Annotated in this window: 25 protein-coding genes; 14 read left to right on the forward strand and 11 right to left on the reverse strand. The window is 63.9% G+C overall.

From position 1 onward, the window contains the following. Nucleotides 1–45: 45 nt before the first annotated feature. The 3 genes from ISS97_RS03980 to ISS97_RS03990 all read right to left on the reverse strand — a co-directional run bounded on the left by ISS97_RS03980 (nt 46) and on the right by ISS97_RS03990 (nt 3,174). Nucleotides 46–837 (reverse strand): hypothetical protein, encoded by a 792-nt coding sequence (locus ISS97_RS03980; RefSeq protein ID WP_379986301.1) that lies wholly within the window; start codon nt 835–837, stop codon nt 46–48. A 410-nt stretch (nt 838–1,247) separates the two neighbouring features. Beyond that, on the reverse strand, nt 1,248–2,123 hold the full coding sequence (locus ISS97_RS03985) for a hypothetical protein (RefSeq protein ID WP_379986299.1): 876 nt from the start codon (nt 2,121–2,123) through the stop codon (nt 1,248–1,250). Next, entirely contained in the window at nt 2,110–3,174 is a 1,065-nt protein-coding gene (locus tag ISS97_RS03990) for a GNAT family N-acetyltransferase (RefSeq protein WP_379986298.1), read from the reverse strand. Before ISS97_RS03990 ends, ISS97_RS03985 begins: the two co-directional genes overlap by 14 nt. 325 nt (nt 3,175–3,499) lie before the next feature. Between ISS97_RS03990 and ISS97_RS03995 the strand changes: the two genes are divergently transcribed. The 3 genes from ISS97_RS03995 to ISS97_RS04005 all read left to right on the forward strand — a co-directional run bounded on the left by ISS97_RS03995 (nt 3,500) and on the right by ISS97_RS04005 (nt 5,375). After that, on the forward strand, nt 3,500–3,754 hold the full coding sequence (locus ISS97_RS03995) for an acyl carrier protein (RefSeq protein WP_379986296.1): 255 nt from the start codon (nt 3,500–3,502) through the stop codon (nt 3,752–3,754). Nucleotides 3,755–3,759: 5 nt separating this feature from the next. Then, nucleotides 3,760–4,974, forward strand: coding sequence for a beta-ketoacyl-[acyl-carrier-protein] synthase family protein (locus ISS97_RS04000; protein ID WP_379986295.1), 1,215 nt, complete (start codon nt 3,760–3,762; stop codon nt 4,972–4,974). A gap of 125 nt (nt 4,975–5,099) precedes the next feature. Beyond that, a complete protein-coding gene (locus tag ISS97_RS04005) occupies nt 5,100–5,375 on the forward strand; it encodes a hypothetical protein (protein WP_379986293.1) in 276 nt (91 codons plus the stop codon). A 40-nt stretch (nt 5,376–5,415) separates the two neighbouring features. On the opposite strand, the gene ISS97_RS04010 is transcribed toward ISS97_RS04005, so the two are convergent. Together ISS97_RS04010 and ISS97_RS04015 are read right to left on the reverse strand one after the other, a co-directional pair. Further along, nucleotides 5,416–5,826 carry an NUDIX hydrolase gene (locus tag ISS97_RS04010; protein WP_379986291.1) on the reverse strand — a complete coding sequence of 137 codons (411 nt, stop codon included), beginning with the start codon at nt 5,824–5,826 and terminating at the stop codon, nt 5,416–5,418. Further along, nucleotides 5,823–6,311, reverse strand: coding sequence for an NUDIX hydrolase (locus ISS97_RS04015; RefSeq protein ID WP_379986398.1), 489 nt, complete (start codon nt 6,309–6,311; stop codon nt 5,823–5,825). The genes ISS97_RS04010 and ISS97_RS04015 overlap by 4 nt, the downstream gene beginning before the upstream one ends. Before the next feature lie 157 nt (nt 6,312–6,468). Here ISS97_RS04015 and ISS97_RS04020 point away from each other — a divergent pair, with 157 nt between their 5' ends. The 3 genes from ISS97_RS04020 (at nt 6,469) to ISS97_RS04030 (ending at nt 10,436) form a co-directional block, all read left to right on the forward strand. Continuing rightward, on the forward strand, nt 6,469–7,230 hold the full coding sequence (locus ISS97_RS04020; protein WP_379986289.1) for a phosphodiester glycosidase family protein: 762 nt from the start codon (nt 6,469–6,471) through the stop codon (nt 7,228–7,230). A gap of 66 nt (nt 7,231–7,296) precedes the next feature. Continuing rightward, nucleotides 7,297–9,720: a penicillin acylase family protein gene (locus tag ISS97_RS04025; protein WP_379986288.1), complete on the forward strand. Its 2,424-nt coding sequence runs from the start codon at nt 7,297–7,299 to the stop codon at nt 9,718–9,720. Nucleotides 9,721–9,923: 203 nt separating this feature from the next. Beyond that, nucleotides 9,924–10,436: a DUF4019 domain-containing protein gene (locus ISS97_RS04030; RefSeq protein ID WP_379986286.1), complete on the forward strand. Its 513-nt coding sequence runs from the start codon at nt 9,924–9,926 to the stop codon at nt 10,434–10,436. 49 nt (nt 10,437–10,485) lie between these two features. Here ISS97_RS04030 and dapE read toward each other — a convergent pair whose 3' ends face one another. From dapE to map, 6 genes are all read right to left on the reverse strand, one after another. Further along, a complete protein-coding gene (dapE, locus tag ISS97_RS04035; protein ID WP_379986284.1) occupies nt 10,486–11,619 on the reverse strand; it encodes a succinyl-diaminopimelate desuccinylase in 1,134 nt (377 codons plus the stop codon). Nucleotides 11,620–11,710: 91 nt separating this feature from the next. After that, a complete protein-coding gene (locus ISS97_RS04040; protein ID WP_379986283.1) occupies nt 11,711–12,193 on the reverse strand; it encodes a DUF2165 family protein in 483 nt (160 codons plus the stop codon). 13 nt (nt 12,194–12,206) lie between these two features. Next, a complete protein-coding gene (locus ISS97_RS04045; RefSeq protein WP_379986281.1) occupies nt 12,207–12,563 on the reverse strand; it encodes an arsenate reductase in 357 nt (118 codons plus the stop codon). Further along, complete coding sequence (gene dapD, locus ISS97_RS04050; RefSeq protein ID WP_379986280.1) at nt 12,560–13,387, reverse strand: 2,3,4,5-tetrahydropyridine-2,6-dicarboxylate N-succinyltransferase; 828 nt, start codon at nt 13,385–13,387, stop codon at nt 12,560–12,562. Before dapD ends, ISS97_RS04045 begins: the two co-directional genes overlap by 4 nt. Nucleotides 13,388–13,520: 133 nt before the next feature. Beyond that, nucleotides 13,521–16,169: a [protein-PII] uridylyltransferase gene (gene glnD / locus ISS97_RS04055; protein WP_379986278.1), complete on the reverse strand. Its 2,649-nt coding sequence runs from the start codon at nt 16,167–16,169 to the stop codon at nt 13,521–13,523. A gap of 78 nt (nt 16,170–16,247) precedes the next feature. Next, a complete protein-coding gene (map, locus tag ISS97_RS04060) occupies nt 16,248–17,012 on the reverse strand; it encodes a type I methionyl aminopeptidase (RefSeq protein ID WP_379986276.1) in 765 nt (254 codons plus the stop codon). 363 nt (nt 17,013–17,375) lie between these two features. On the opposite strand from map, the gene rpsB reads away from it, so the two are divergent. From rpsB to rseP, 8 genes are all read left to right on the forward strand, one after another. Continuing rightward, the gene (gene rpsB / locus ISS97_RS04065) at nt 17,376–18,257 is read left to right on the forward strand and encodes a 30S ribosomal protein S2 (RefSeq protein WP_379986274.1); all 882 of its coding nucleotides are present in this window, start codon (nt 17,376–17,378) and stop codon (nt 18,255–18,257) included. A 58-nt stretch (nt 18,258–18,315) separates the two neighbouring features. Continuing rightward, the gene (gene tsf / locus ISS97_RS04070; RefSeq protein WP_379986273.1) at nt 18,316–19,194 is read left to right on the forward strand and encodes a translation elongation factor Ts; all 879 of its coding nucleotides are present in this window, start codon (nt 18,316–18,318) and stop codon (nt 19,192–19,194) included. A gap of 247 nt (nt 19,195–19,441) precedes the next feature. Then, nucleotides 19,442–20,164, forward strand: coding sequence for a UMP kinase (gene pyrH, locus ISS97_RS04075; RefSeq protein ID WP_379986272.1), 723 nt, complete (start codon nt 19,442–19,444; stop codon nt 20,162–20,164). 110 nt (nt 20,165–20,274) lie between these two features. Then, on the forward strand, nt 20,275–20,832 hold the full coding sequence (gene frr, locus ISS97_RS04080; protein WP_379986270.1) for a ribosome recycling factor: 558 nt from the start codon (nt 20,275–20,277) through the stop codon (nt 20,830–20,832). A gap of 20 nt (nt 20,833–20,852) precedes the next feature. Beyond that, complete coding sequence (gene uppS, locus ISS97_RS04085) at nt 20,853–21,596, forward strand: polyprenyl diphosphate synthase (RefSeq protein WP_379986269.1); 744 nt, start codon at nt 20,853–20,855, stop codon at nt 21,594–21,596. 12 nt (nt 21,597–21,608) lie between these two features. Then, a complete protein-coding gene (locus ISS97_RS04090) occupies nt 21,609–22,427 on the forward strand; it encodes a phosphatidate cytidylyltransferase (protein WP_379986268.1) in 819 nt (272 codons plus the stop codon). Next, nucleotides 22,424–23,608 (forward strand): 1-deoxy-D-xylulose-5-phosphate reductoisomerase, encoded by a 1,185-nt coding sequence (locus ISS97_RS04095; protein WP_379986266.1) that lies wholly within the window; start codon nt 22,424–22,426, stop codon nt 23,606–23,608. Before ISS97_RS04090 ends, ISS97_RS04095 begins: the two co-directional genes overlap by 4 nt. Before the next feature lie 13 nt (nt 23,609–23,621). Next, a complete protein-coding gene (gene rseP / locus ISS97_RS04100; RefSeq protein ID WP_379986264.1) occupies nt 23,622–24,968 on the forward strand; it encodes an RIP metalloprotease RseP in 1,347 nt (448 codons plus the stop codon). The last annotated feature ends 79 nt before the right edge of the window (nt 24,969–25,047 follow it).

Here is a 25,047-nt window from a genome sequence, read left to right on the forward strand (position 1 = left end):
GGAGGCCTCGCACGGGCCTCCCGTAGATTTATTTTTAGTGATGAATCAGCGCCCGCCGTGTTCCGGCTTGTCGGGACGCTCGGGTTTGTCAGGACGGTCAGCTTTGTCCGGGCGCTCGGGCTTGTCTGGACGATCGACCTTGGCGATCTTGTCAGGGCGATCCGCCTTCTCAGCCTTGTCTGCGGCGCGCTCGGCCTTATCGGCCGCCTTGTCAGCTTTTTCCGCTGCCTTGTCTGCAAGCTTCTCGGCCTTGTCCGCTTTCGCGTCTTTGTCGCCCTTGCCGCCGTGCGCGATGTCGTCGCGATCCGGCACCGGCCCCTTGGCCTTGGCCGCGCTCACGATCTCGCCGACCTTAAAGCCCATCGTGTGAGCGATCTGCCCCCAGCCTTCGCCTTTCGCGCGCAATGCCAATACGCCGGGCAACTGCACCACCCCTGTGGTCGTGGTGAGTGCGCCGCCGTTCAAGGCCGCTTCGAGCTGCGCGGCGGTCGGCTGCGTGATCCCGGCCCGGGTCAGTTCCGCCTGAGCAAGCGCCAGCGCGATATTCACGTTGCCGTAGCCGAGCTTGCCGGTATCGGGAGTAAACGTGGTCTGCACCGCCGGGCTGGTCGCCGTCGCCGGTGTCACCAGCGCGATCGGACTGCCGTTGCGCAAACCATCCACCAGCGCCTGCGCGTTGCTCGTCGAGCCCGCGAACGTAGTGTAGGACGCGGCCAGCTTGCCGCTCTCCTGTGTCGAAACCGTCGACGGTGTATCGGCAGCAACGGCCACCTGGCCGGTCACAGCGAGACCAATGGCCGCGCCCAGCACGGACAACGCGAGTAGATGTCTTTTCATGATTCGCCCTTGGAACTAGTGGATGGAATCCGCTCCCGACGAGGTGCCCCAAGGGTCATAGATGAACTCCGCATCCGCCGTCGGCAAAACATCCCCCAGGCCGACAGCCTCGGGGCGCATCCTTGCCGATGGAAAGGCGAACTGAAAAGACTGCGAAATAAAGCCATTCAGCGCAGAGAAGAACTCGAAGCCACCGATGCAGCAAAGTGCGGATCAGTATGCGCGGCATATCTCGTTTTGAAGCCGCAAAGCTTGCACGGGCCTGTCGAACAGCTGTCGTTCAACAAAAGATTTCGCTCAACGAAAAGCGGAGAAACCATCTACCCGTAACGCAGCATTCCGCAAATTCCCACGCTCGCCATCGTATGAACAGGCATGGAAATCGGCGACGCCTGGATCGCCAGTACGCGTCAGACGCTGCTTTCCGCGATCGCCGCCAGCAGCCGCGTATTCAACGCGCGCTGCTGCATCTGCCACGCATCCAGTTCGCTCTGCGGGATCGGCTCCTGGCCGTCCATACCGCTGAGCAGGCGCTTCCACCAGGTGCGATAGGTATAGGCGGAGACTTCGCCATTGATGTCGCTGGCGATAATGCGGCCACGCAGCGCCTCGATGATGGCCATCGCGTGATGCTCTTCGATGCGCCCCTGATCCCAGTTGGTACGCGCCGTGTCGATGCTGAAAGCGTCCTTGTCGATCGACAGATACGTGGCCTGCGGCGCACGACGCAACTGCTGAGTGAAGGCACAGGTCAGTGCATCGGGATCATCGAAACGATGGAACGCATGCGTCAGTCCCCATCGCGTGGCCCAGCCAACATCCACGTCCATGCACCAATAGCTCAGCTTGCCCGCGCGCAACGGTTGCAGGTAGTTCTCCCAGGCATGCTTGGCGCCGATATCACCTGAGGTAATGCCGACTACATGCACGTGGCTGACATAGGGCAGCATGGCCACCTTGCGCACCCACGATCCGCAATGAATACCCCACGGAAAACGCATGTTGTCCGGATGGTTGTCGAACACCACCAACTGGAACGGTCCGCGCGCGCGCTGCCGCTCCACCAGCGGCCAGGTCAGATGGTGATAGTCGCCCGAGCCCATCAGTACCGTGCCGTAGTCGGCAGGTGCCGTGGCATCGATATGGCGTCGCAGGCGTTCGAACGTGCGCAGAGTGCAGCCGAAGCGGATCGCCTCCTGCCAGTCGACCAGCGACAGGGTCGTGGCACCGGGGATTTCGCCCACGGAGCCATCGAAATCCAGAATCAGCGGATCACGTTTGCGCATCGCCCTGCTTCGCCCATTGACTGTCGCTTTCGAAGAAACGCCCCACCCGCCGTGCCAACGCGCGCAGCAACGGATTGCGCAAATAGATGGCATGCCGGGTCAGGGTAAAACTGGCGCCGAGGTAGGACTTGATCTCGGGATCGGTCCAACCGGCCACGTAATGCGTCAACCCCTGCTCGCGCGCCCATGCCAGATTATGGAACCAGCTGGTGAAATACAGGTTCTGCTCCCGCGCTTGCGGGTAGACGAAACCCACATACTTGTCGATCAACTTGCCGTCGACCACGAAACACAGATTCCAGCCAATCATCTCGCCCTGATGGCGATAGACGAACGCAACGCCTCCATGACTGGCATCGCGAAGCACTGCGGCAAAGAAATCGCGGCTGAGCTTGTCGAAATGGATTTCACTCTGCGCGTACACGTTTTCGTAAAGGCGGTAGTACGCATCCACCACCGCGTCGTCCGCGAAACGGGCATCACCGCAGGCCACAGTCTCCACATCCACGTCGTCGCGCTTGCGCAACTTGCGACGGATATCTTTGCGCCGCCCCGAAGATAACCGGGCGAGGTATTCGTCCTCGCTGGCGAAGTCGATCGGCACGTAGGCCAGCGCCTGCCCTTCCAGCAACACAAACCCCTCGTCCTGGCAGGCTGCGGCGAAACGCGCGGACCAGTCGCGGCTGGATGCATCGCATAGCGGCGAGTCCTGCGGAATGTCCTTCACGATCATCAGGCGCTGTCCGCGACCGAGACGGGCACGCAACTGCGCCGGCAAACCGCCGGCATCGGCCGAACGGGGAAACAGCGCGTACTCCGACACCGTGGTTCCCACAAACGCTGTACGCCAGCGCAGCAACCGCCCCCACCACCGATAACCCGGCGCCCGCACCACCCGCTGACGCACCTCCGCATCCGCCGTCGTCAGCAGATCGAACGACGCCACAAAGGCCGGCGTCCCCGCCGCCTCCAGCACCTGAAAACCGATCGGTGGATGCTCGACAAAACCGGCGACCAGCGCATCCGGTTCGAGCTGATTGAGATACCGCACAAAGGGATTCCGCGAAGCGTAAGCGCATAGCATACGACCCAACGGGTAAAAGCAGTGCCGGCGGACATTCCCTCCCTGCCTTTGATCTTCGGTCCTGGGTCCCTGTGCGGCAGTGCGGGATGGACGAAAAGGCTCGCAGGGAGAGGGACGCCGCCCGGCGCCGTCCCATAAGATTCACGAAAGGCAACCCATGCAGGATGCCCGCCGGACCCCATCCTGACGCCAGCATTTCTGGACAAGGCGGCGACACTTCGTCAGGCTTGAAATGATCGGCCCCGGGCCGGCACCCTCACCATTTGGCGCCATGGAATCCAGGACAACAATCATGAGCAACGTACAGCAGGAAACCTTCGAGATCATCGCCAAGCAGGCGAAGATCGAGATCGACACTATCAAGCCCGAGTCCACGCTCAAGGAGCTGGGTGTCGCCTCGCTGGACGCCATCGAGGTGATCTTCGATATCGAGGAGCACTTCGACATACAACTGCCCAATGAAGATGCCGATTTCGACAACGGCACCGTGGGCCAGCTGGTCGCCGCTGTCGAGCGCCAGATCGCCACAAAGAAGAGCACCGAATAAGCCACATGCGCCGTCTCGTCATTACCGGCATGGGCGCCATCTGCGCGCTCGGACACGATGCGCCTTCCACCTGGAAGGCCATGGCCGAGGGCCGCAGCGGTATTGGCCCCATCCACCACATTCTGCCCGGCCAGTTGCGCAACGGCGGCATCGCGGCCGAGGTCAACGACTTCGATCCGGCCAACTACTTTGACGAGTCGCGGCTCAACCAGCTCGACCCGGTCAGCCAGTACGCGCTGGTCGCGGCCCGCGAGGCTATCCGCCAGTCCGGCCTGACTTTCGAGGGCGAGCGTGCGGCGCGCACTGCCGTAGTGGTGGGCACAGGCGTAGGCGGCGAGACAACACGCGACGATCAGTACGAAAAGCTTTACGGCGAACATGCCGGGCGTTTCCATCCGCTCGGCATCATCCGCATGATGATGAATGCGCCGGCAAGCCAGATCAGCATGGTGCATGGCATCACCGGCCCGGCCTTCGCGCTGGCCAGTGCATGCTCCTCGTCCAACCACGCGTTTGCGCAGGCGGCGATGATGATCCGGGCTGGCCTGGTGGACGCTGCGGTGGTCGGTGGCACCGAGGCCTGCATCACACTCGGCACTCTGCGCGCCTGGGAAGCCATGCGCGTGCTGGCGCCGGATACCTGCCGTCCCTTCAGCAGCGGTCGCCGCGGCATCGTGCTGGGCGAAGGCGCAGGCATGTTCGTGCTGGAGACGCTGGAACAGGCGCAGGCACGCGGGGCCAACATTCTTGCCGAACTGACCGGCACCGGCATGAGTTCGGATGCGGGCGACATCGCCGCGCCGTCCGAGCTGGGTGCGGCCACGGCCATCGCCAATGCGCTACGCGATGCCGAGATGTCGCCGTCGGAGGTCGACTACGTCAACGCACACGGCACCGGCACCATCGCCAACGACAGCACCGAAACGCGGGCGATCCATCGCGTCTTCGGCGAGCATGCGCGGGCGCTGGCGATCTCTTCTACCAAGCCCATGCATGGCCATGCCCTGGGCGCCGCTGGCGCGCTGGAAATGATTGCCGTGATCGGCGCGCTGCGCGACGGCATTGTGCCGCCGACCCTTGGCTACCTCGGCCCGGATCCGGCCTGCGATCTGGATTACGTGCCCAACGAGGCCCGCCAGATGCCGGTGCATGCGGCGATCAGCAACTCCTTTGCTTTCGGCGGGCTTAACGCTGTGGTGGCGGTGCGCCGCATGCCCTGAAAACAGCAGTACGGCAGCTGTACGCAAGTTCGTGCGCACGGCTGCCGTTAATCCGTAGCGGCTTGATTGGCCGTAGCGTCTGCTCACCGTGCACCGGGCACGGCTACCACCGCAGAGGCTCCGTCATGTCGAAGAAAATGCTCTCCGCCGCACTGGCTCTCAGTGTATTCGCGTTGCCCATGTCCTTTGCCTTCGCCGCTCCACAGAGCCACGGTGGCGGACACGGCGCACCGGCCACGCACATGAATCGCGATGCCCACGGTGATGCGGTATCTGCAACCGCTGCTGCCGCGCGCGCTTCCGATAGCAAGGTAGGCTCCGAGGTCAGCTCGGTCGCCAACGACAAGAACAAGGGCAAGCACGAAGCCCACGGCCATAGCAAGAACAGTCACGGGCACTGACCGGCTCGTATGCGAGGCCAGGGACGGCCTCGGTTCTTCGTCACACCAGCAAAGGCAGCAACTGCTCCCTACTGAGTCGCGCTATGGGTAGCTCGCCGGGTTGCGCCGGATCGATCCAGCACAGCGATTCGATCTCCGCCCTTGCCTCGAATGGGCCATCGGCCTTCACTTCGTAGATCACTGCCTCGACTGTGCAGCCTGGCTCGTTCGCGGCTGGCGCACTGAAACGGCCGAGCATACGTGCACCGTCCCGCTGCATGGTGCAGCCCAGTTCTTCCTGCAGCTCACGGGTCAGCGTGTGCAGATCGTCGCGATCGCCCGCATCGCGTTTGCCACCGGGCTGCTGGAACACGGCAGCGCCGCGCTTGCGCACCAGCAAGACGCGGCCTTCGTCATCGCGAATCACCGCCGCGACAATCTCGATCCGTCGTGTCGCCAAACCGTCGCTCATAGTCGCGTGTACGACCAGGACTGCATGCGGCCGTCTTTGTAAGGCATCACGCCATGGAACGGACGCGGATCGCCATCGAACACCAGCGGCAGGAAATGGCGATCGCCTTCCCACATCGGCAACTCCATCAGGCGGTCCACCTCCACCCATTCCAGCGTGCCTTCATGGTTGCCGGCATGCGGCTCGCCGCTATAGCGGTCGATGATGAAGATGAAACCCAGCCAGTCCTCACCATGCTTGCCGAAACCCGGCCAGTTGAGCGTGCCGCGCAGTTGCATCGACTCACAGTGGATGCCCGCTTCTTCGTGGATCTCGCGGCGCATGCAGGCGGCGATATCCTCGCTCGGCTCCATCTTGCCGCCGAGGCCGTTGTACTTGCCGAGGTGCATATCGTCCTGGCGCGCATTGCGGTGAATCATCAGTACCTGGCGGCGATCGGGCGAGAGCACGTAGCCCAGCGTGGCGACAATGGGGGTATAAGGCATGGTCTGGTGCGCAACCAAAAACAGCAGTTTACGCATTGGGACTGAATGACGCAGCTCACCGGGCTTGCGCGTATTGCACTCACCCGGCGACCATCGGCATATGTCAGCCCCTGCCATCCACCGCCCGCTTAGCCGCGGACTGCTCCCGTGCTGGCTCATGATCCTGGCCCTGCTGGGTGGCCTCGCCGGCTGCTCGCGCCAGGCACAGGCGGTGGACAGTGACGACGTGGTGTTCGATAGCCAGACTTTCCGGGTGGTCAACGTGGACCTGGAACGCGAGACGCTCAGCCTGCACTGGAAGGATCCGGAGAGCAGCCAGCCCTATGGCGACATCGAAACCCTGCGCCAGTGGGGCATCGCGCACGACCGGCGCCTGTTGTTCGCCGCCAATGCGGGCATCTACGACCGCCAGTTCGCCCCGCTGGGCCTGTACGTGGAACACGGCAAGACGCTAGTGCCACTGAACCTGGTGCGCGGCAATCCGGCGGCGGGCAATTTCTCGATCCAGCCCAATGGCGTCTTCGTGATTTATCCGGATGGCACCGCGGCGGTGCGTACCAGCACCGACTACAAGGCGGATGCGAAGCCCGCGCAGTGGGCCACCCAATCCGGGCCGATGCTATTGATCAATGGCCAGATCAACGACCGCTTCGTCGACGACTCCGCCAGCCTGAAATGGCGTAGCGGCGTGTGCGCCAAGACACCGCACAGGGTGGTGTTCGCAGTAAGCGAAGCGCCGGTGAATTTCCATACCTTCGCCCGCCTGTTCCGCGATGAACTTGGCTGCCGCGACGCGCTGTACCTGGATGGCACCATCTCGCAGTTCTATGTGGATGGCGACGGCTATGCCGGCGCACCGACCTTCATGGTCAAGCCCTACGCAGGCATCTTCGCGGTCTTCACCAGCGACAAGCCGTAACGCCTTCCGCATCGCGGTCCGGCCGCGGGTACACTCGCTCCACTCCTTCCAGAGGCTGCCGGTTCGATGACGACCCCACGACGCTTCCGCTGGCTGCGCTTTCTGTGCCTGACCCTGTTGATCCTGGTGATCGGCGTACTCGCCACGGGCTGGTATCTGCTGGCTGGCAGCCGCGCGACGTTGGATGGCGCCTTGACCGCCCCTGGATTGCAAGACAGCGTAAGCATTGGCCGCGACGCGCTGGGCGTGGCGACAGTGCAAGGCAAGAATCGTGACGATGTGAGCTTCGCCCTGGGCTACGTGCATGCGCAGGAACGCTACTTCGCCATGGACCTGATGCGCCGCCTGCCCGCCGGTGAACTGGCTGAGTTGGTTGGCCCCGCCGCGATCGATACGGACCTCAACCATCGCCGCCATCGCCTGCGCGCCACCGCCGAAGCGGCGTATGCGCAACTCCCTCAAGACCAGAAGAACGTGCTGGACCGCTACACCGCCGGCGTCAATCAAGGGCTGGCCGATCTGCACGTAAAACCCTGGGAATACTTCCTGCTCGGCACGCAACCGCAGCCGTGGCGTCCGCAGGACAGCTTTCTGGTCATCGCGGCGATGTACCTGGACTTGAACGGCGATGGGCGCAATGAGCGTGAACTCAGCTTCGCGCAGATGCGTTCTGTGCTGCCCAAGCTGCTGGTCGATTTCCTGCTTTCGCCCGACCCCGACTGGGAGGCGCCGCTCAAAGGCGACCTTTCGCGCCCACCGGTGATTCCGGGCGAAGATGTTTTCAACCTGCGCGACCTGCCTACGGCATCGCAAGCGGATGCGCGTGCGCTGGCTACCGCGCTTGCGCCAGCGCTGGATCAGTCGCTTCCCGGCAGCAACAACTTCGCCGTCGCTGGCAACCTCACCGAGAGTGGTGCCGCCATCCTCGCCAACGACATGCATCTGAGCCTGCGCGTGCCCAATATCTGGTTCCGCGCGCGTCTGCGTTACGCCGATTCCACCGCGCCGAACGGGCAGCGCGACGCCGTTGGCGTCACCCTGCCCGGCACGCCCGCGCTGGTGGTGGGCTCCAACGGCCAGGTCGCATGGGGCTTCACCAACAGCTATGGCGACTGGCTGGATTGGGTGCGCGTACTGCGCGACCCCGATAATGCGGCGCGTTACAAGGTGCCCGAAGGCTGGGCCACCATCGAAACGCATGATGAAGTCATCCGCATCAAGGGCGAGCCATCGCGCACGCTCAAGGTCGAGAGCACGCGCTGGGGACCGATCCTGGCCAAGGACGCCGATGGCACCGCGCTGGCGCTGGCTTGGATCGCCGACCTGCCGCGTGCCTACAACCTGGACATGATGCAACTCGAACACGCCACCAGCGTCGCGGCCGCACTGGATCTCGCGCCGCGCATGGGCATGCCGCCACAGAACCTGCTGGCTGCCGACAGCGCCGGCAATATCGGCTGGACCGTGACTGGCAACAGTATTCCGCTACGTGCCGGTTTCGATCCACTACTGCCCTCCGACTGGTCACAGCACGGCACCGGCTGGCAAGGCTGGGCGGCACCCGCGCAGTATCCACGGATCGAACATCCCACCGATGGACGTCTATGGACGGCCAACAACCGCACCGTCGATGGCGACGACCTGACCTTGCTTGGCGAAGGCGGGCATGACCTCGGCGCCCGCGCCCAACAGATCCGTGACGATTTGCGTGCCCGCAACAGCTTTGCACCCGGCAACCTGCTCGACATCCAGCTCGATCATCGCGCTGTGTTGCTGACGCGCTGGCAGCGCCTGCTGCAAGACACTCTCGCAGGCACACATGATCCTGCCCTGGAACAACTACGTCAGCTCACCGCATCGTGGCGAGGACGCGCCGCGATCGACAGCGTGGACTACCGCCTCGTGCGCGCCTTCCGCACCAAAGTGCACGAAGCGGTCTTGGCACCCTTCGTGGCGCAGGTAAAGCAGCAGCACCCCGACTTCACCTGGCCTCATCCAGGCAACCCGGAAGCGGCGGTATGGGCGATGGTGCGGGACCACCCCATGCACTTGCTGGACGCCCGCTACGCCGACTGGAACGCCCTGTTGATCGATGCTGCGCATCAAGTGGTAGATGAACTTGGCCAGCAACCCGGCGGCCTCGCCGCGCGCAACTGGGGCGAAGTGAATCGTACGGCCATCCGGCATCCCTTGTCGCGCTCGCTCCCCGGCTTCGTTGGCCGCCTGCTCGACATGCCGGACGAACCACTTGCCGGCGACGACAACATGCCACGCGTTGCGAAGCCCGGCTTCGGCGCCTCCGAGCGGATCGATGCGATGCCAGGCCATGAAGCGCAAAGCATCCTGCATATGCCCGGCGGCCAGAGCGACAACCCGCTGTCCCCTTACTACGGTGCAGGCAACGAGGATTGGGTCAACGGACGTCCGACGCCATTGTTGCCTGGCCCTGATCAACACAGTTTGACGCTGACACCGGACAAGACGCATTGAATTTGTCTCGATTCCGCATGCCACTCAGATTCATCCATGCGGAATCATTGTAGCCAGTGATATTCGAAGCACAAATAATCTATTTGGACGTCCAAAAGGGCTATCCAAAATTTTCACAGGATGATGGGATAGGAGATGCAGCATCCCGGACAGGCCATCGGGCTGCGCAAATAACACGGCCTAACCTTCTCAGGAGCATTGACATGGAAATCAACAAGACGCGGTCCCGCACGCTATCAACGGCGACCAAGCACCTCGCTAGCGCATGCACACTCGCTGCCATGCTGAGCGTAGGCCAGGCATACGCGCAGCAATCCACGTCGCTGGACAGCGCGGTTTCCACGGCCACCAACTGGGCCGCGCAAGCCGACAACGGCCAGGCCGACGCCATGTGGCAGGCCAGCAATCCGGCCATGCAGAAGAGCGTCAGCAAGGCGGACTGGAGCAAGTACGTCGACGGCCTGAAGAAGCAGTTCGGCGCCACGCAAAGCCGCACCTGGTTGCAAATCGGCCGCATAGAGAACCCCAACGGCCTGCCGCCTGGTGAGTACGTGAATGTGGCCTTTGCTGCCAAGCACGCCGCGGCCCCCACCCTGGAAACCGTCTCACTGGCGAAGACCGCCAGTGGCTGGTCGCCGGTGGGTTATGTGGTCCGCCCGATCCCCGCAACCCAACCGCCAGCAGCCGCTCCCGCTGGCACCAAGCCCGCCAAGTAAGGTGGGTTCGCGGCAACGGCGTACCGGTGGTGCGCCGTTGCCGCAGTGTTTACCCCAGCAAGCGCTCGCAGATGGCCTGATAGAAGCTGGGAAGCTTCTCCAGGTCGCTCACCGAAACGCACTCATCGACTTTGTGGATGGTTGCGTTGACTGGTCCCAGTTCCACCACTTCAGCACCCAGCGGCGCGATAAAGCGTCCATCCGACGTGCCACCGCCAGTGCTCTGCTCCGGCTCGATACCGCATAGCTCGCGGCACACATCGACTACCGCGCCGCGCAACACGCCATTAGCTGGACTGAGAAACGGCTCGCCGGAGAGATTCCAGTCAATCCGATAATCCAGGCCATGTTTGCCAAGCACCGCCTCGGCACGTGCTCGCAGATCTTCGGCGCGGCTGGCGGTGCTGTAGCGGAAATTGATCAGCGCAGTGAGCGTGCCCGGAATGACGTTACTTGCACCGGTGCCAGCATTGAGATTGGACACCTGAAATGACGTCGGCGGGAAATCCGCATTGCCTTCGTCCCAGCGTTCCGCCGCAAGCTCGGCCAAAGCAGGGGCAAAGGCGTGGATGGGATTCTTCGCCTTCTCCGGATACGCCACGTGACCTTGCACGCCATGCACTGTCAGCGTGCCGGAAAGCGAACCGCGACGCCCCACACGAATCAGGTCCCCTAGCGTCGCTTTCGATGAAGGCTCGCCGACCACGCACCAGTCGATGTGCTCTCCGGTACTACGAAAATGCTCGGCGACCCGGCGCACTCCATCGAGATTGGTCGGCCCTTCTTCGTCGCTGGTCATCAGAAATCCTACGCGGCCGCGATGATCCGGATGCGCCGTGACGAACTGCTCCAGCGCCACCGTCATAGCAGCGACGGAACCTTTCATGTCGGCGGCGCCGCGGCCATAGAGATGACCGTCGCGCACGACCGGCTCGAAGGGGTCGCTTTGCCACTGACTGACAGGTCCAGTGGGCACCACGTCGGTATGACCGAGAAACACCAGCAGGGGGCCGCCTTCGCCATGAGTGGCCCACAGGTTATCGACCTCGCCGTAGCGCAGGTGCTCAATGGTGAAACCCACGCGAGCAAGCCGCTCAGCCAACAGTGCCTGACAACCGGCGTCGTCAGGCGTGACCGATGGGCGGCGGATCAGTTCGGCGGTGAGATCGAACACGGCAGACATGGCAATCCTTGAAAATGAGACGTAGGCCGCCGCATAGGCTAGGCCCTGTTCCCGGACACTGTCGACGCCATGAGTGCGGCGAGCGATTGGCTCACTCCGACTCGGCTTCGCGTTGCCCAAGATAGATCAGCGCACCAAGCAACAATGCCACGAACCGGAACGACGTCTCGATGCCGTTCCACTGCGAAGACATCCACATGCCGAACCATTCGCCGCCAATCGCCATGAAGCCGACCAGCCACAGCGACAGGCCTGTGCTCAGCCCCATCACCGCCAGCCCTTTCGATCGCTGAAACAGGGCCGCAGGGGTGTGGCGCCGACGCCACATGCGCCACACCCCGGCCCAGCAAAGCGCCGCCGTGGCCACCTGTACGGCGATGATCAGCACATAAGCGCCATGCTGCAGTAATGGCGAAGTGATCGCGCGATAGTGAATGCCGGAATCCGGGAAAATCGTATCCATCGCCAGCACGTGCCGAACGAAGGCGAAGTTGGTGCCGTAGTCGGTGATGTTGCCGAGAGCCACCAGACTGATCAGCAGAGCAAGCGCCGCGACCACCACGATTTTCGACAAGCGCAGCGGCACGTCAGCGTGCGAACAGTTTCTTGAAGCCGTTGTCGCTGAAGCCCACGCTGACCGAACCATCGGCCTGCACCACCACGGGGCGGCGGACCAATGCCGGATATTCCTTCAGCAGCAGCGTCCACTCGGGATCGCTTTCGGGGCTCTTGCGCTGTGGCAGCAGATTGCGCCATGTGGTGCCGGCTTTATTAACCAGCTTCTCCCATCCACCGAGTTGCTGCGCCCAGTCTTTCAGCGTGGCGGCAGGGACCGGGTTGGCGCGATAGTCGACAAAGGTGTGCCCGACCTCAAAGCGGTTGAGCCAGTTGCGCGCCTTCTTGCAGGTATCGCAGTTCGGCAGACCGTAAAGCGTGAGACTCATTCCGCGCTCCGCAGCAATTCGTTGATACCGGTCTTGCTGCGCGTCTTCTCGTCCACCTGCTTGACGATGATCGCGGCGTAGAGGCTGTGCGAGCCATCCTTCGAGGACAGGCTGCCAGCCACCACCACACTGCCCGCCGGCACACGACCGTAGCTGACTTCACCTGTGGCGCGGTTGTAGATGCGAGTTGACTGGCCAAGGAATACGCCCATGCCGATCACACTGCCCTTCTCCACCACTACACCTTCCACTACTTCGGAGCGCGCGCCGATGAAGCAGTTGTCCTCGATGATGGTCGGATTGGCCTGCAGCGGCTCCAGCACACCACCGATACCGACACCACCGGAAAGATGCACGCCCGCACCGATCTGTGCGCAGGAACCGACGGTGGCCCAGGTGTCGACCATGGTGCCGGCGCCAACGTAGGCGCCGATGTTGACGTAGCTCGGCATCAACACAGCGTCTTTCGCAATGTGCGCACCGCGTCGTACCAGCGCACCGGGCACAACGCGCGCGCCCAGACCCAGCAACTCGGCATCGTTACCATGCGCAAAGCGCAGCGGCACCTTGTCGAAGGCCAGTGCCGAGCCGCCATCGACCACGCGATTGCCATTGATGCGGAAGTACAGCAACACAGCTTTCTTGATCCACTGATTCACCACCCAGCCGCCGTTGCCATCCGGCTCTGCCACGCGGCGCTCGCCGGATTCGAGCAGCTCAAGCACCTGCTCCACGGCGGAGCGCAGATGGGTGTCGATTTCCGACTGGGTGAGGTCGTTGCGGCGCTCGAAGGCGTCGTTGATCAGGGATTCGATGCTTTGCATGGTGGGTTCGGATATCTGACGAATAACCTGACCATGCTAACGGGATTGGAAGCCAGGGACGAGGGGCGGATAGCGGAAACGACGACCTATCCGACGATACGAGCCCGCAGGCGTGCGTCTTCGCCGCCGCCCCTCACCCCGCGCGTTTGGCCGTCCCCAGCCGTCCGAGCAACGCGTGCAGCAAGCGGTCCTGCTGCGTCAGGCCCAAGGGCGCATTGCGCCGGTCGCTGATCAGGAAAAAGTCCTCCACGCGCTCACCGAACGTGGCGATGCGCGCGTCGTGCACGCGCACCTCGGCCTCCACCATGGCCTGGGTCACCGCCGCGAGCAGGCCCGGACGATCACTGCAGATCAACGAAAGGCGCGTGCGATCACCGGCAGCGCTGAAAGCGATCTTGGGCACCGCCTGAAAATGCTTCAGATGGCGCGACATGTTGCGCCGGGACGGCTGGTGCGTATGCCCCGGTTGCGACAATGCGCGATGCAGCCGCTGCTTCAGTTCTTCCGCGCGGTCGGCGCTGGCGGGTTGCTGGCTGTCAGTCTCCAGCAGCAGGAACGTATCCAGTGCCATGCCGTTGCGACTATTGAGAATGCGCGCCTCCATGACCGAGAAATGCAGGCGATCGAGCATGGCCGTCACTGCGGCGAACAGGCCGTCGCGATCCGGCGTGTAGACAAATAGCTCGGTGGTACCGCGCACCGACAGCGGATGCACTTCGATCAACGGCGTAGCGCCGTGCGAACGCAAAATGGCCGCGGTCTGCCAAGCAATCTGCTCCGGGCGGTGACGCAGGAAGCTTTGCTCGGGGAAATCCATCCATACGCGCAGACTGGCCGTTTCGGGAAAACCTTCGGTCAGCAGCAGCGCGAGTGCCGCATCGCGGCATTCCTTGACGCGAGCCGCGGCGTCACGCGGCAGATCATCGTCACTGGCGAGTGCATAGCGGGTAGCCGTATAGAGGTCCGCCAGCAGACGATCCTTCCAGGCATTCCATAGCTTGGGGCTGGTGCCGATGATGTCGGCGATGGTCAGCAGGTAGAGCAGGTCCAGTCGCTGGCGATCGCCAATCGCCTCACCGAAACGCTGCACCACCTCCGGGTCGGTGATGTCCTGGCGCTGCGCGGTCACGCTCATCAGCAAATGCCAGCGCACCAGCCACGCGACAAGTTCAATGTCTTCGGCGGGTAGGCCGAGCTTGGCGCAGAAGGCGCGTGCGTCTTCCTCGCCGAGGACGGAATGGTCGCCGCCGCGGCCCTTGGCGATATCGTGAAACAGGGCCGCGAGCAGCAGCAGTTCCGGCTTTTCCAACGTGGGCCAGATGCCGCACGCGATTGGAAATTCACTGCGTGCCGCCGGATCAGCGAAGCGCGCCACGTTGCGCAAGACGCGCAGGGTGTGTTCGTCCACGGTGTAGACGTGAAACAGGTCGTACTGCATGCGCCCGAACACTTTGCCGAAGGCCGGCAGGATCGCCGCCAGCAGGCCGTGCCGGTTCATTCGCCACAACGCTTCCTCCGCCGGCGCGCCCATGCGCAGCAGCTTCAGAAAGGCGGCCATCACCTCGGGATGATCGGCCAGCGAGACGCCGAAGTACGCCGTAGCCTGATGGATGCGCCGCATCGTTTCGGCAGTAAATCCGACGATGCCCGACTCACCCAGGCGCAAGGTGAATACCTCCACCAATGCGGCCGGCCGGCGAACGAACAGATCGGGATCGCGCACGGCGATGCGCGATCCATAGCGCAGAAAGTCATCGCCCACCGGTTGCGGCTCAGCCGGCGGCTCCAGCATTTCCTCGAAGCGTTCGGCGATCTGCACGCCGAGACGCTCGACCTGACTGGCCGCGCGGTAATAGCCCTGCATGAATTGTTCGACGCCGAGGTTCTTCTCATGCTCATCCTCGAAGCCTAGTCGCGCAGCCAGGGCGCGCTGGTAGTCGAACAGAAGGCGCTCTTCGGCGCGCCCCGCTTCCAGATGCAGCGCGAATCGATAGCGACGCAGGGTGGCTTCCGCCTCCTCCAGCGTGGAGCGTTCGGCGGGATCGAGCAGGCCTTCGTCGACCATGTCGTCGAAGTCCTCCGCATGCGCCAGGCGACGCCCCAGCCAACGCAACGCATCGAGCGTGCGCAGGCCGCCAGGGCCGTCCTTCAGATTCGGCTCCAGGTTGTAGGCCGTGTCGTTGTAGCGCGCATGGCGTGCGTCGCGCTCGGCGAGGCGCACCGCGAGATAAGCAGCCGGCGGCCACAGCACTGGATCGTCAACGATGGACTTGAGGCTCTCCTCAAGCGCCGGGTCGCCAGCCAGCCGCTGCGCGTCGAGCAGACTGGTGAAGACGCTGGCATCGTGTCCGGCCAGCGCACGGCACTGCGCCGGATCGCGCACGGCGTGTCCCACTTTCAGGCCGATATCCCACAAGGTGGCGAAGCATTGTTCCAGCGCGCGCAGACGAGCGGGCTCAGCCTGCTCGACCAGCGCCAGCAGATCCACATCCGAATAGGGAAACAGCAGGCCGCGACCGAAACCACCCACGGCAAACAGCGCCGCGCCGTTCACCTCGCCCAGGCAGGCCGTCCATACGTGCACCACGATGCGTGCGACCGAATCGCCGCGACGCCGCGCCAATGCGCTGGCATCGGCACCATCACGGAAAGCGGTGGCCAACGCGCGGTCCACATCGCCCAGCAACTGCCGCAGCGCGCGGCGCGCCTCTGTCGACACGCCCGAGCGCGGCACCGCCGCAGGCAGGCGTGGCAAGGGCGGAAGCACGATGGCGAGGGGCATGTCGAGTCAGTCAGTGCGCGGGGAAGACATAACGCAAGTCTGCCACGCGCCTTCGCCCGACGCGCCTACTCCCTTGGCTCAGGCATCCGGCCAGGGCGTGAGGATCTCAAAGCCATCGTCCGTCACCGCGATGGTGTGCTCCCATTGCGCGGACAGCGAATGATCTTTGGTCACGACAGTCCAGCCGTCTGGCAACTGACGCGTCTGCGGCTTGCCGGCATTGACCATGGGCTCGACGGTGAACGTCATACCCTTCTTCAACTCCAGACCGGTATTGGGCTTGCCGTAGTGCAGGATCTGCGGCTCGTCGTGGTAGACCTTGCCGATGCCGTGACCGCAGTACTCGCGCACCACCGAGAAGCCGGCGGCCTCGGCGTGCTTCTGGATGGCGTGGCCGATATCGCCCAGGGTCGCACCCGGGCGCACGGCCTGGATGCCCAGCATCATGGCTTCGTGGGTGGTTTCCACCAGGCGCCTGGCCAGCACAGAGGGGGTGCCGACGAAGTACATGCGACTGGTGTCGCCGTGCCAGCCGTCCTTGATGACAGTGACGTCCAGATTGACGATGTCGCCTTCCTTCAGCACCTTGCCCGGGCTGGGAATGCCGTGGCAGATCACGTGGTTGACCGAGGTGCACAGGGTCTTGGGAAAGCCGTTGTAGCCGACGTTGGCCGGCGTGGCCTTCTGCACGTTCACAATGTGCTCGTAGGCGAGGCGATCCAGGTCTTCAGTGGTGACGCCGGGCTTCACATGCTCCTTGAGCATGGCCAGCACTTCGGCGGCCAGCTTGCCGGCCACGCGCATGCCTTCGATGTCTGCAGGGGATTTCAGGGTAACGGCCATAGTTCCACTCAAATGGCGCCGCAAGCCCTGCGGTTCAACAATCCGCCGGCTGCTTGCCGCTCAGCCGGGGTGCCGGCTATAATTTCGGAGTTTTGCTGACCACATGTAACTGTTTTCACAGTCCCCTGTGGCCCTCGCAAAGCGAAAAGTGATTGTAACCGCGCTGCGGCATGATCACCCAAGTCCCTGATTGGCAAGCCAATGGGACAAACCAACGCCACACACGCATCGGCACCGCCTTCGGGGTGCCGCGGTCATTTCCACCACGCCCCCAAGGGGCACGGAAAGCCCGCGGTCGAAGCCGGGGATGCGTGGAGGTCCCAACCCCCGGGCCACCAGGCCCATAAAATTTGGAGTAACACCATGGCTCAAGTCACCATGCGCCAGATGCTCGAAGCTGGCGTGCATTTCGGTCACCAGACCCGCTACTGGAACCCGAAGATGGCTCCGTACATCTTTGGCGCCCGCGGCAAGATCCACATCATCAATCTGGAAAAGACCCTCCCCCTCTTCACCGACGCGATGAACTTCCTGTCGGGCCTGGCCCAGAAGCGCGGCACCGTGCTGTTCGTCGGCACCAAGCGCTCCGCCCGTGAGGCCCTGGCCGAGGAAGCCGCACGCGCCGGCATGCCGTTCGTCACTGCCCGCTGGCTCGGCGGCATGCTGACCAACTTCCGCACCGTCAAGCAGTCCGTGGCCCGCCTCAAGGAGCTGGAAGCCGCCGAGACCGATGGCAGCTTCGACAAGCTGGTCAAGCACGAGGTGCTGGCCCGCCGCCGTGAGCGCGAGAAGCTCGAGAACTCGCTGGGTGGCATCAAGGACATGAACCGCCTGCCCGACGCGCTGTTCATCATCGACATCGGCCACGAAGACATCGCCGTTCAGGAAGCCAAGAAGCTCGGCATCCCGGTGATCGCGGTGGTCGACACCAACTACAACCCGGAGCTGGTGGATTACGCCATCCCGGGCAACGACGACGCCATCCGCGCGATCCAGCTGTACGCCCGCGCCGCCGCCGACTCGATCCTCGAAGGCAAAGCTGCCGCTCCGGCCGCCGCCCAGGGTGATGCCAACGAATTCGTCGAACTCGACGAGGAAGGCAACCCGGTCGCCAAGGATGATCGCAAGGCCGCCGCGCCGCGCCGCGACAACCGTGGCCCGGCCAAGAAGGGCGCCGGCGCTCCGCGCCGTGACGGTGCTCGTGGTGGCCGCGGCCGCCAGGGCGACGAGGCGGACGGCGAGTAAGCCATCCCTGCCCCGGCCAGCAATGGCCGGGGCGTTTCAAAGCTTTTGAGGAACTCAGATGACTGCTATTACCGCAAAACTGGTTAGCGAGCTGCGCGAGCGCTCGGGCGCCGGCATGATGGACTGCAAGAAGGCGCTCACCGAGACCAACGGCGACATCGAAGCCGCCATCGAGCATCTGCGCAAGACCGGCCTCGCCAAGGCCGACAAGAAAGCCGACCGCGTCGCCGCCGAAGGCCGTGTGTCCACGGCCCAGGCCGGTGGCAAGGCCGTGCTGGTCGAGGTCAACAGCGAAACCGACTTCGTGGCCAAGGCGCCGAACTTCATCGAGTTCACCAACGCCGTTGCCGAAGCCGCACTGAAGGCCGGTGCCGGCGACATCGACGCCGTGAAGGCCGCCGCTTTCCCGGGTGCCGACAACGTTGAAGCGGCCGCCAAGACCCAGACCGCGACCATCGGCGAGAAGATCGATGTGCGCCGCGTGGCCCGCGTCGAGAACGACGGCCCGCTGGCCACCTACTCGCACGGCGGCAAGATCGGCGTGATCGTGGCGCTCAAGGGCGGCTCGGAAGAGCTGGCCAAGGGCATCGCCATGCACGTCGCCGCGATGAACCCGCCTTACGTCAAGGCGGAAGACGTCCCGGCCGACTTCGTCGCGAAGGAAAAGGACATCGCGCTCGCCGCCATGTCGGACAAGGAAAAGAACAAGCCTGCCGACATCCTCGACAAAATCATCTCCGGCAAGATCAACAAGATCGTCTCGGAAGTGACGCTGGTCGGCCAGCCGTATGTGCTGGACACCAACATCACCGTCGCCGACGCGCTGAAGAAGGAAGGCGCCGACGTTGTCGCCGTGGTCCGCCTGGCCGTGGGCGAAGGCATCGAAAAGGTGCAGGAAGACTATCTGGCCGAAGTGCAGAAGGCGATGCAGGTTTAAGCGTCGCTCTGCTGTTGCCATCGAGAAAAGCCGCGGACAACCGCGGCTTTTCTTTTGCGCGGTTTTTTAGCCGCATGCTTTCATGCGAAACGCAAAAGCCTGGTTTGGACTGATATACGGCCCAGCCAACGACACCGTGCATGAATACAGCGCGTCTCGCCACACACCAAGCAAGCGACCGAGCTTACGCATGCTTCGAGCTGTCGCTACAATACGCGCGTTTTGCCACACACAATCCGGAGATCTCATGAGCGACCAGCTTAAGTACCGCCGCATCCTGCTCAAACTCTCCGGTGAAGCACTGATGGGCGAAGCCGACTACGGCATCGACCCCAAAGTCATCGGCCGCCTGGCCGACGAAATCATTGAGATCCAGAAGGCCGGCATACAGATCGGCCTGGTCATCGGCGGCGGCAATATCTTCCGTGGCGCCGGCCTCGCCGCCGCGGGCATGGACCGCGTCACCGGCGACCATATGGGCATGCTCGCCACTGTGATGAATGCACTGGCCATGCAGGACGCCATCGAGCGCCGTGGCGGCTATGCCCGGGTGATGAGCGCCATCCAGATCCACGACGTCGCCGAGGACTACATCCGCCGCCGCGCCATCCGCCATATCGAGAAGGGCCGGATCGTGCTGTTCGCGGCAGGCACCGGCAATCCGTTCTTCACCACCGACTCGGCCGCCGCGCTGCGTGCCGTTGAGATCGGCGCGGACCTGTTGATGAAAGCCACCAAGGTCGACGGTGTGTATACCGCCGACCCGGCCCGCCATAGCGACGCCACGCGCTACGACCACCTCACCTACGACCAGGTGATCGAGCGCAAGCTGGCCGTGATGGATACCGCCGCCATCGCCCTCTGCCGGGACCATGGCATGCCACTGCGCATCTACGACATGACGGTGCCTGGCAACCTGATGCGCATCATGCGTGGCGAGCCGATCGGCACCCTGGTGTCGGACCAGTAAACCGCTTTCCGGAGTTCGCTGGCACCGTCCGCCATGGGCCGGTGCCGCGGGCTTACCGCCGGCCCTCGCCTGCTATACTTGTGGGCTAGCACGCTCAAGGGTGATTTCCCATGCTCAACGACATCAAGACCGATGCCCAGACCCGCATGGGAAAGAGCATCGACTCCCTCAAGCACAGCCTGACCCGCCTGCGTACCGGTCGCGCCAGCACGGCGTTGGTGGACGGCATCAAGGTGCCCGCCTACGGGTCGGACATGCCGCTCAATCAGGTCGCCTCGGTGTCCCTGGGTGACTCTCGCTCGATCATCATCACGCCGTTCGACAAGAGCCTGGTCGGTCCTGTCGAGAAAGCTCTGCTGGCATCGGATATCGGCATCACCCCGACCACCGCGGGCACCGTGATCCGCCTGAACATGCCGCCGCTTACCGAAGAGCGCCGCAAGGAACTCGCCAAGCACGTGGCGCACGAGGGTGAGGACGCCAAGGTCGCCATCCGCAATGTGCGCCGCGATGCCATGCAGAAGGTCAAGGATCTGCTCAAGGACAAGCAGATCACCGAAGACGATGAGCGGCGCACCGAAGACGAGATCCAGAAGCTGACGGACCGGTTCGTCAAGGACGTCGACGCAGTCGTCAAGACCAAGGAAGAGGAGCTGATGGCGCTCTGAGCGCCATCACGCTTAGCCACATGACCGCTGCCGAGGCTGCGCGGATTCCGCGCCACATCGCCATCGTGATGGATGGCAACGGCCGCTGGGCCAAGGCACGCCATCGTCCCCGCAGTTTCGGCCACAACGCCGGCCGCAAGGCCCTGCGCGAAGTGGTGGAAGGCTGCTTGCGCCAAAAGGTGGAGGCGCTGACCGTGTTCGCCTTCTCCAGCGAAAACTGGCAGCGTCCGCAAGACGAGGTCGGCGCGTTGATGGAGCTGTTTATCCGCGCGCTGGATAAAGAGGTCGACGAGCTGCATGGCCACGGTGTGCGCATTCGCTTCGTCGGCGACCTCAGTGCTTTCGAGGGCTCGCTGCGCCAGCGCATGAATCAGGCCATGGCGCATACCGCCGGCAATGACAAGCTGCATCTGAACGTGGCGGTCAATTACGGCGGCCGCTGGGACATCGTGCAGGCAACGCGCAAGGCAGCGGAATCGGTAGCGCGCGGCGAATTTCGCGCCGACGAAATCGACGAAAAGCTGCTCGGCCACTGGATGAGTCTGGCCGAGCTGCCGCCGCTGGATCTGTTCATCCGCACCGGCGGCGAGTTACGCATCAGCAATTTCCTGCTGTGGCAGGCGGCTTATGCCGAGCTGTACTTCACCGACACCCTGTGGCCGGACTTCGACCAAAGCTGCCTGCAGCAGGCGATCGAGGAATACGCCCGCCGCGAGCGCCGCTTCGGACGCACCGGCGACCAGGTCGCTCACGCCAAGGCGTAACCAAGGACCCGCATGCTGCTCCAGCGCACCCTCACCGCACTGCTGCTCGCGCCGCTTGTGATCCTGCTGATCCTGTGGTCGCCGACCACCGTGTTCGCATTGATCGTGACCATCGCTTTTCTTGCCGCCCTGTGGGAATGGACGCGCTTGTCCGGCATCAAGGATTCCTCGGTGCGCCTTGCATTGCTCGCCGTCGCGGCAGTGATATTCGCCCTGCTGTGGTGGACCCGCGATAGCGTGCTGTGGCCACTCTTGCTGGGCGTGGGCGTGGCATGGTGGATCGCGGTTTGCCAATGGCTGCGCCATTTCGCCTTTGGTGCCGCACCAACGCGTGAGAATCGCCTGTTCAAGCTGGGCGCCGGTGCCCTGGTCATCGTGCCGGCCTGGGTTGCCGCGCTGACCCTGCATCAGGGCACACCCTATGGGCATTGGTGGACCTTTCTGGCGCTGGGCATTGTGTGGGCGGCCGACATCGGCGCTTATTTCAGCGGCCGCATGTTCGGCAAGCGCAAACTCGCGCCCACGATCAGTCCTGGCAAGACCTGGGCGGGCGTTTACGGCGCCTTCGTCGGCGGGGCCCTGGTGGCTGGCGTGGGCGGCTCGCTGCTCGACGTTCACGGCAGCCAGCTGGCAGGTCTGATCCTGCTTTCCGCCGTCACTGTGATCGCCTCGATCATTGGCGACCTGCTGGAAAGCCTGATGAAGCGCCACGCTGCTGTGAAGGATTCAGGCAATCTGTTCCCCGGCCACGGCGGGCTGCTGGACCGGCTCGATAGCGTGTTCGCCGCCCTGCCCGTGTTCGCCGCAGGCAAGCTGCTGCTCGGCCTATGAGCTCGATCCGCCATATCGCCGTGCTCGGTGCCACCGGCTCGATCGGCGGCAACACGCTCGATGTTATTGCAAGGCACCCCGAGCGCTTCCGCGCCAGCGTGCTGACCGCGCATCGCCAGGTCGACCCACTCGTGGCTCTGTGTGCGCAACATCGCCCCGCCCTGGCCGTGATCGGCGATTCGGCGCTGGAGGGCGAGCTGGCCCGCAAGCTGGCCGCCGCCGGCGTTCATTGCGACATAGCCGCCGGACATGACGCGATCACCGCGGCCGTCTCCGGAAATCGGTGCGACACCGTGGTCGCCGCCATCGTCGGCGCCGCCGGCCTGGATTCCACCCTCGCCGCCGCGCGCAGCGGCAAGCGCCTGTTGCTGGCCAACAAGGAATCCATCGTCATGGCCGGCCCGCTGCTGCTGGCTGCGCTACAGGAAGGCGGCGGCGAGCTGATCCCGGTGGATTCGGAGCACAACGCGATCTTCCAATGCCTTCCTGGCGGCCGGCCGAACCTTGGCCAGAGCGGCGTGCGCCGGCTGATCCTCACGGCCTCCGGCGGCCCCTTCCGCGGTCGTACGCGCGCGGAACTGTCGGCCATCACGCCGGATCAGGCCTGCAAGCACCCGAACTGGGTGATGGGCCGCAAGATTTCGGTGGATTCGGCCACCCTGATGAATAAGGGTCTCGAGGTCATCGAGGCCCACCACCTGTTCAACGCCTCCGCCGACATGATCGACGTGCTGGTGCACCCGCAGAGCCTCGTGCATTCGCTGGTCGAGTACATCGACGGCTCGGTACTCGCCCAGCTAGGCAATCCTGACATGCGTACGGCCATCGCCCATGCGCTGGCATGGCCGGAGCGTGTCGATGCTGGCGTCGCGCCGCTGGACCTGGCCGCACACGCGGCACTGCATTTCGAGGCGCCGGATCTGCCCACCTTCCGCTGCTTGGCACTGGCCTTCCAGGCACTGCGCGCGGGCGGCGACGCTCCGGCGATCCTGAATGCGGCAAACGAAGTCGCGGTAGAAGCTTTTTTGACCGGTGCGCTGCCCTTCCTGTCGATCGCCGACGTTGTCGAGAGCGTACTTACGGAACTGCCGCCGCAAGCCGTGGTCGATGTCCAGTCCCTGACTGAACGCGACCGGACAGCCCGCGAGGCCGCCCGGCGCATCCTACGCAACGCATGCTGATAAGCTCTTGCAGATGAATCCTTTCTTCGGCTCCGTGTTCTGGTTACTTGTCACGCTTGGCGTGCTGGTGACCTTTCACGAATTTGGCCACTACTGGGTCGCCCGCCGCTGTGGCGTGAAGGTGCTGCGCTTCTCCGTGGGCTTCGGCAAGGCGATCTGGAAGCGCGTGGGCCGTGACGGTACCGAGTATCAGATCGCCGCGATTCCGCTCGGCGGGTACGTGAAAATGCTGGATGCCCGCGAGGGCGACGTCGATCCGGCCGATCGCGGCCAGGAATTCACCGGCAAGCCGGTATGGCAGCGCATCGCCATCGTCGCGGCGGGTCCCGGCTTCAATTTCATCTTCACCATCGCCGCGTTCTGGCTGATGTTTGTGGTGGGCCGTCCAGACATGGCCCCGATCGTCGCAGCGGCACCGCAGAGCATGGCGGCGGAAGCCGGCATCCACACGGGTGACCGCATCCTCAGCATCGACGGTAAGCCGATGACCACGTGGAGCGACTCGATGGACGCCGTGGTCAACGCCACGCTCGGCCGCGAGCCGCTGGCCATACATGTCCGCGGCACCGACGGCGCCGAGCGCAATGTGGTGCTACCGCTCAACCAACTCCCCGCTGGTCAGGACGTGGGCCAGTACCTGGATAAGCTGGGCCTGAAACTCGCCCCCCTTCCCGCTGTTGCTGCGACGGTCCTGCCCGGCAAACCGGCGGCAGCTGCCGGCATGAAGAGCGGCGACCGCATTCTCAGCGTCAACGGACAGAGCGTCACCGATTACCCCGACTTCCAGCGGCTGATCCCCCAGGAAGCAGCCAAGTCCCCGACGCTGAACATGATGGTCAACCGCGATGGCAAGACCTTGCCGCTGACGGTTACCGCGCGGGTGGAATCCCTGGAAGGCCAGCCCACCAACTGGGTCATTGGCGTGTCCTCCTACGAGCGCGAAGCCGCCGTCCTTCGGTACGGGCCGCTGAAGGCGATCGCCGCCTCGCTGCAGGCCACCTGGAACGGCGCCACGCAGACGTTCAACCTGATCGGCAAGATGCTTAGCGGGCAGGCCTCGACCAAGAACCTGTCCGGTGTGATCGGCATTGCCCAGGTCGCCAACGCGTCGGCGAACATGGGTCTGGGCTGGTTCCTCAATTTCCTGGCCATGGTCTCGCTCAGCCTGGCTGTGTTGAACCTGCTGCCGATTCCCGTCTTGGACGGGGGTCACCTGCTGTATTACCTTATCGAGTTGGTCAAAGGCAGCCCGTTGAGTGAGCGCGCAATGATGGCCGGGCAGTACATCGGCCTAGCATTGCTGTTCACCCTGATGGGCCTGGCGTTCTACAACGACATCCATCGCGCCCTGCCCTTGTGACGTGTGTGCCCAACGCCAGCGTCGGGGGACGGTGGGCCCGCTGTGGTGCGGTGGCGACACCGGCTGTCGCCCAGGTCGC

It is taken from the genome of Dyella koreensis, assembly GCF_044904565.1.
GTDB classification, from domain to species: domain Bacteria; phylum Pseudomonadota; class Gammaproteobacteria; order Xanthomonadales; family Rhodanobacteraceae; genus Dyella_D; species Dyella_D koreensis.

Excerpts from the sequence above, each read along its gene's own strand:
- ISS97_RS03980 (WP_379986301.1), bottom strand. The coding sequence starts at position 837 with ATGAAAAGACATCTACTCGCGTTGTCCGTGCTGGGCGCGGCCATTGGT.
- ISS97_RS03985 (WP_379986299.1), bottom strand. The coding sequence starts at position 2,123 with ATGCGCAAACGTGATCCGCTGATTCTGGATTTCGATGGCTCCGTGGGC.
- ISS97_RS03995 (WP_379986296.1), top strand. The coding sequence starts at position 3,500 with ATGAGCAACGTACAGCAGGAAACCTTCGAGATCATCGCCAAGCAGGCG.
- ISS97_RS04000 (WP_379986295.1), top strand. The coding sequence starts at position 3,760 with ATGCGCCGTCTCGTCATTACCGGCATGGGCGCCATCTGCGCGCTCGGA.
- ISS97_RS04005 (WP_379986293.1), top strand. The coding sequence starts at position 5,100 with ATGTCGAAGAAAATGCTCTCCGCCGCACTGGCTCTCAGTGTATTCGCG.
- ISS97_RS04010 (WP_379986291.1), bottom strand. The coding sequence starts at position 5,826 with ATGAGCGACGGTTTGGCGACACGACGGATCGAGATTGTCGCGGCGGTG.
- ISS97_RS04015 (WP_379986398.1), bottom strand. The coding sequence starts at position 6,311 with ATGCCTTATACCCCCATTGTCGCCACGCTGGGCTACGTGCTCTCGCCC.
- ISS97_RS04020 (WP_379986289.1), top strand. The coding sequence starts at position 6,469 with ATGATCCTGGCCCTGCTGGGTGGCCTCGCCGGCTGCTCGCGCCAGGCA.
- ISS97_RS04025 (WP_379986288.1), top strand. The coding sequence starts at position 7,297 with ATGACGACCCCACGACGCTTCCGCTGGCTGCGCTTTCTGTGCCTGACC.
- ISS97_RS04030 (WP_379986286.1), top strand. The coding sequence starts at position 9,924 with ATGGAAATCAACAAGACGCGGTCCCGCACGCTATCAACGGCGACCAAG.
- dapE (WP_379986284.1), bottom strand. The coding sequence starts at position 11,619 with ATGTCTGCCGTGTTCGATCTCACCGCCGAACTGATCCGCCGCCCATCG.
- ISS97_RS04045 (WP_379986281.1), bottom strand. The coding sequence starts at position 12,563 with ATGAGTCTCACGCTTTACGGTCTGCCGAACTGCGATACCTGCAAGAAG.
- dapD (WP_379986280.1), bottom strand. The coding sequence starts at position 13,387 with ATGCAAAGCATCGAATCCCTGATCAACGACGCCTTCGAGCGCCGCAAC.
- glnD (WP_379986278.1), bottom strand. The coding sequence starts at position 16,169 with ATGCCCCTCGCCATCGTGCTTCCGCCCTTGCCACGCCTGCCTGCGGCG.
- map (WP_379986276.1), bottom strand. The coding sequence starts at position 17,012 with ATGGCCGTTACCCTGAAATCCCCTGCAGACATCGAAGGCATGCGCGTG.
- rpsB (WP_379986274.1), top strand. The coding sequence starts at position 17,376 with ATGGCTCAAGTCACCATGCGCCAGATGCTCGAAGCTGGCGTGCATTTC.
- tsf (WP_379986273.1), top strand. The coding sequence starts at position 18,316 with ATGACTGCTATTACCGCAAAACTGGTTAGCGAGCTGCGCGAGCGCTCG.
- pyrH (WP_379986272.1), top strand. The coding sequence starts at position 19,442 with ATGAGCGACCAGCTTAAGTACCGCCGCATCCTGCTCAAACTCTCCGGT.
- frr (WP_379986270.1), top strand. The coding sequence starts at position 20,275 with ATGCTCAACGACATCAAGACCGATGCCCAGACCCGCATGGGAAAGAGC.
- uppS (WP_379986269.1), top strand. The coding sequence starts at position 20,853 with ATGACCGCTGCCGAGGCTGCGCGGATTCCGCGCCACATCGCCATCGTG.
- ISS97_RS04090 (WP_379986268.1), top strand. The coding sequence starts at position 21,609 with ATGCTGCTCCAGCGCACCCTCACCGCACTGCTGCTCGCGCCGCTTGTG.
- ISS97_RS04095 (WP_379986266.1), top strand. The coding sequence starts at position 22,424 with ATGAGCTCGATCCGCCATATCGCCGTGCTCGGTGCCACCGGCTCGATC.
- rseP (WP_379986264.1), top strand. The coding sequence starts at position 23,622 with ATGAATCCTTTCTTCGGCTCCGTGTTCTGGTTACTTGTCACGCTTGGC.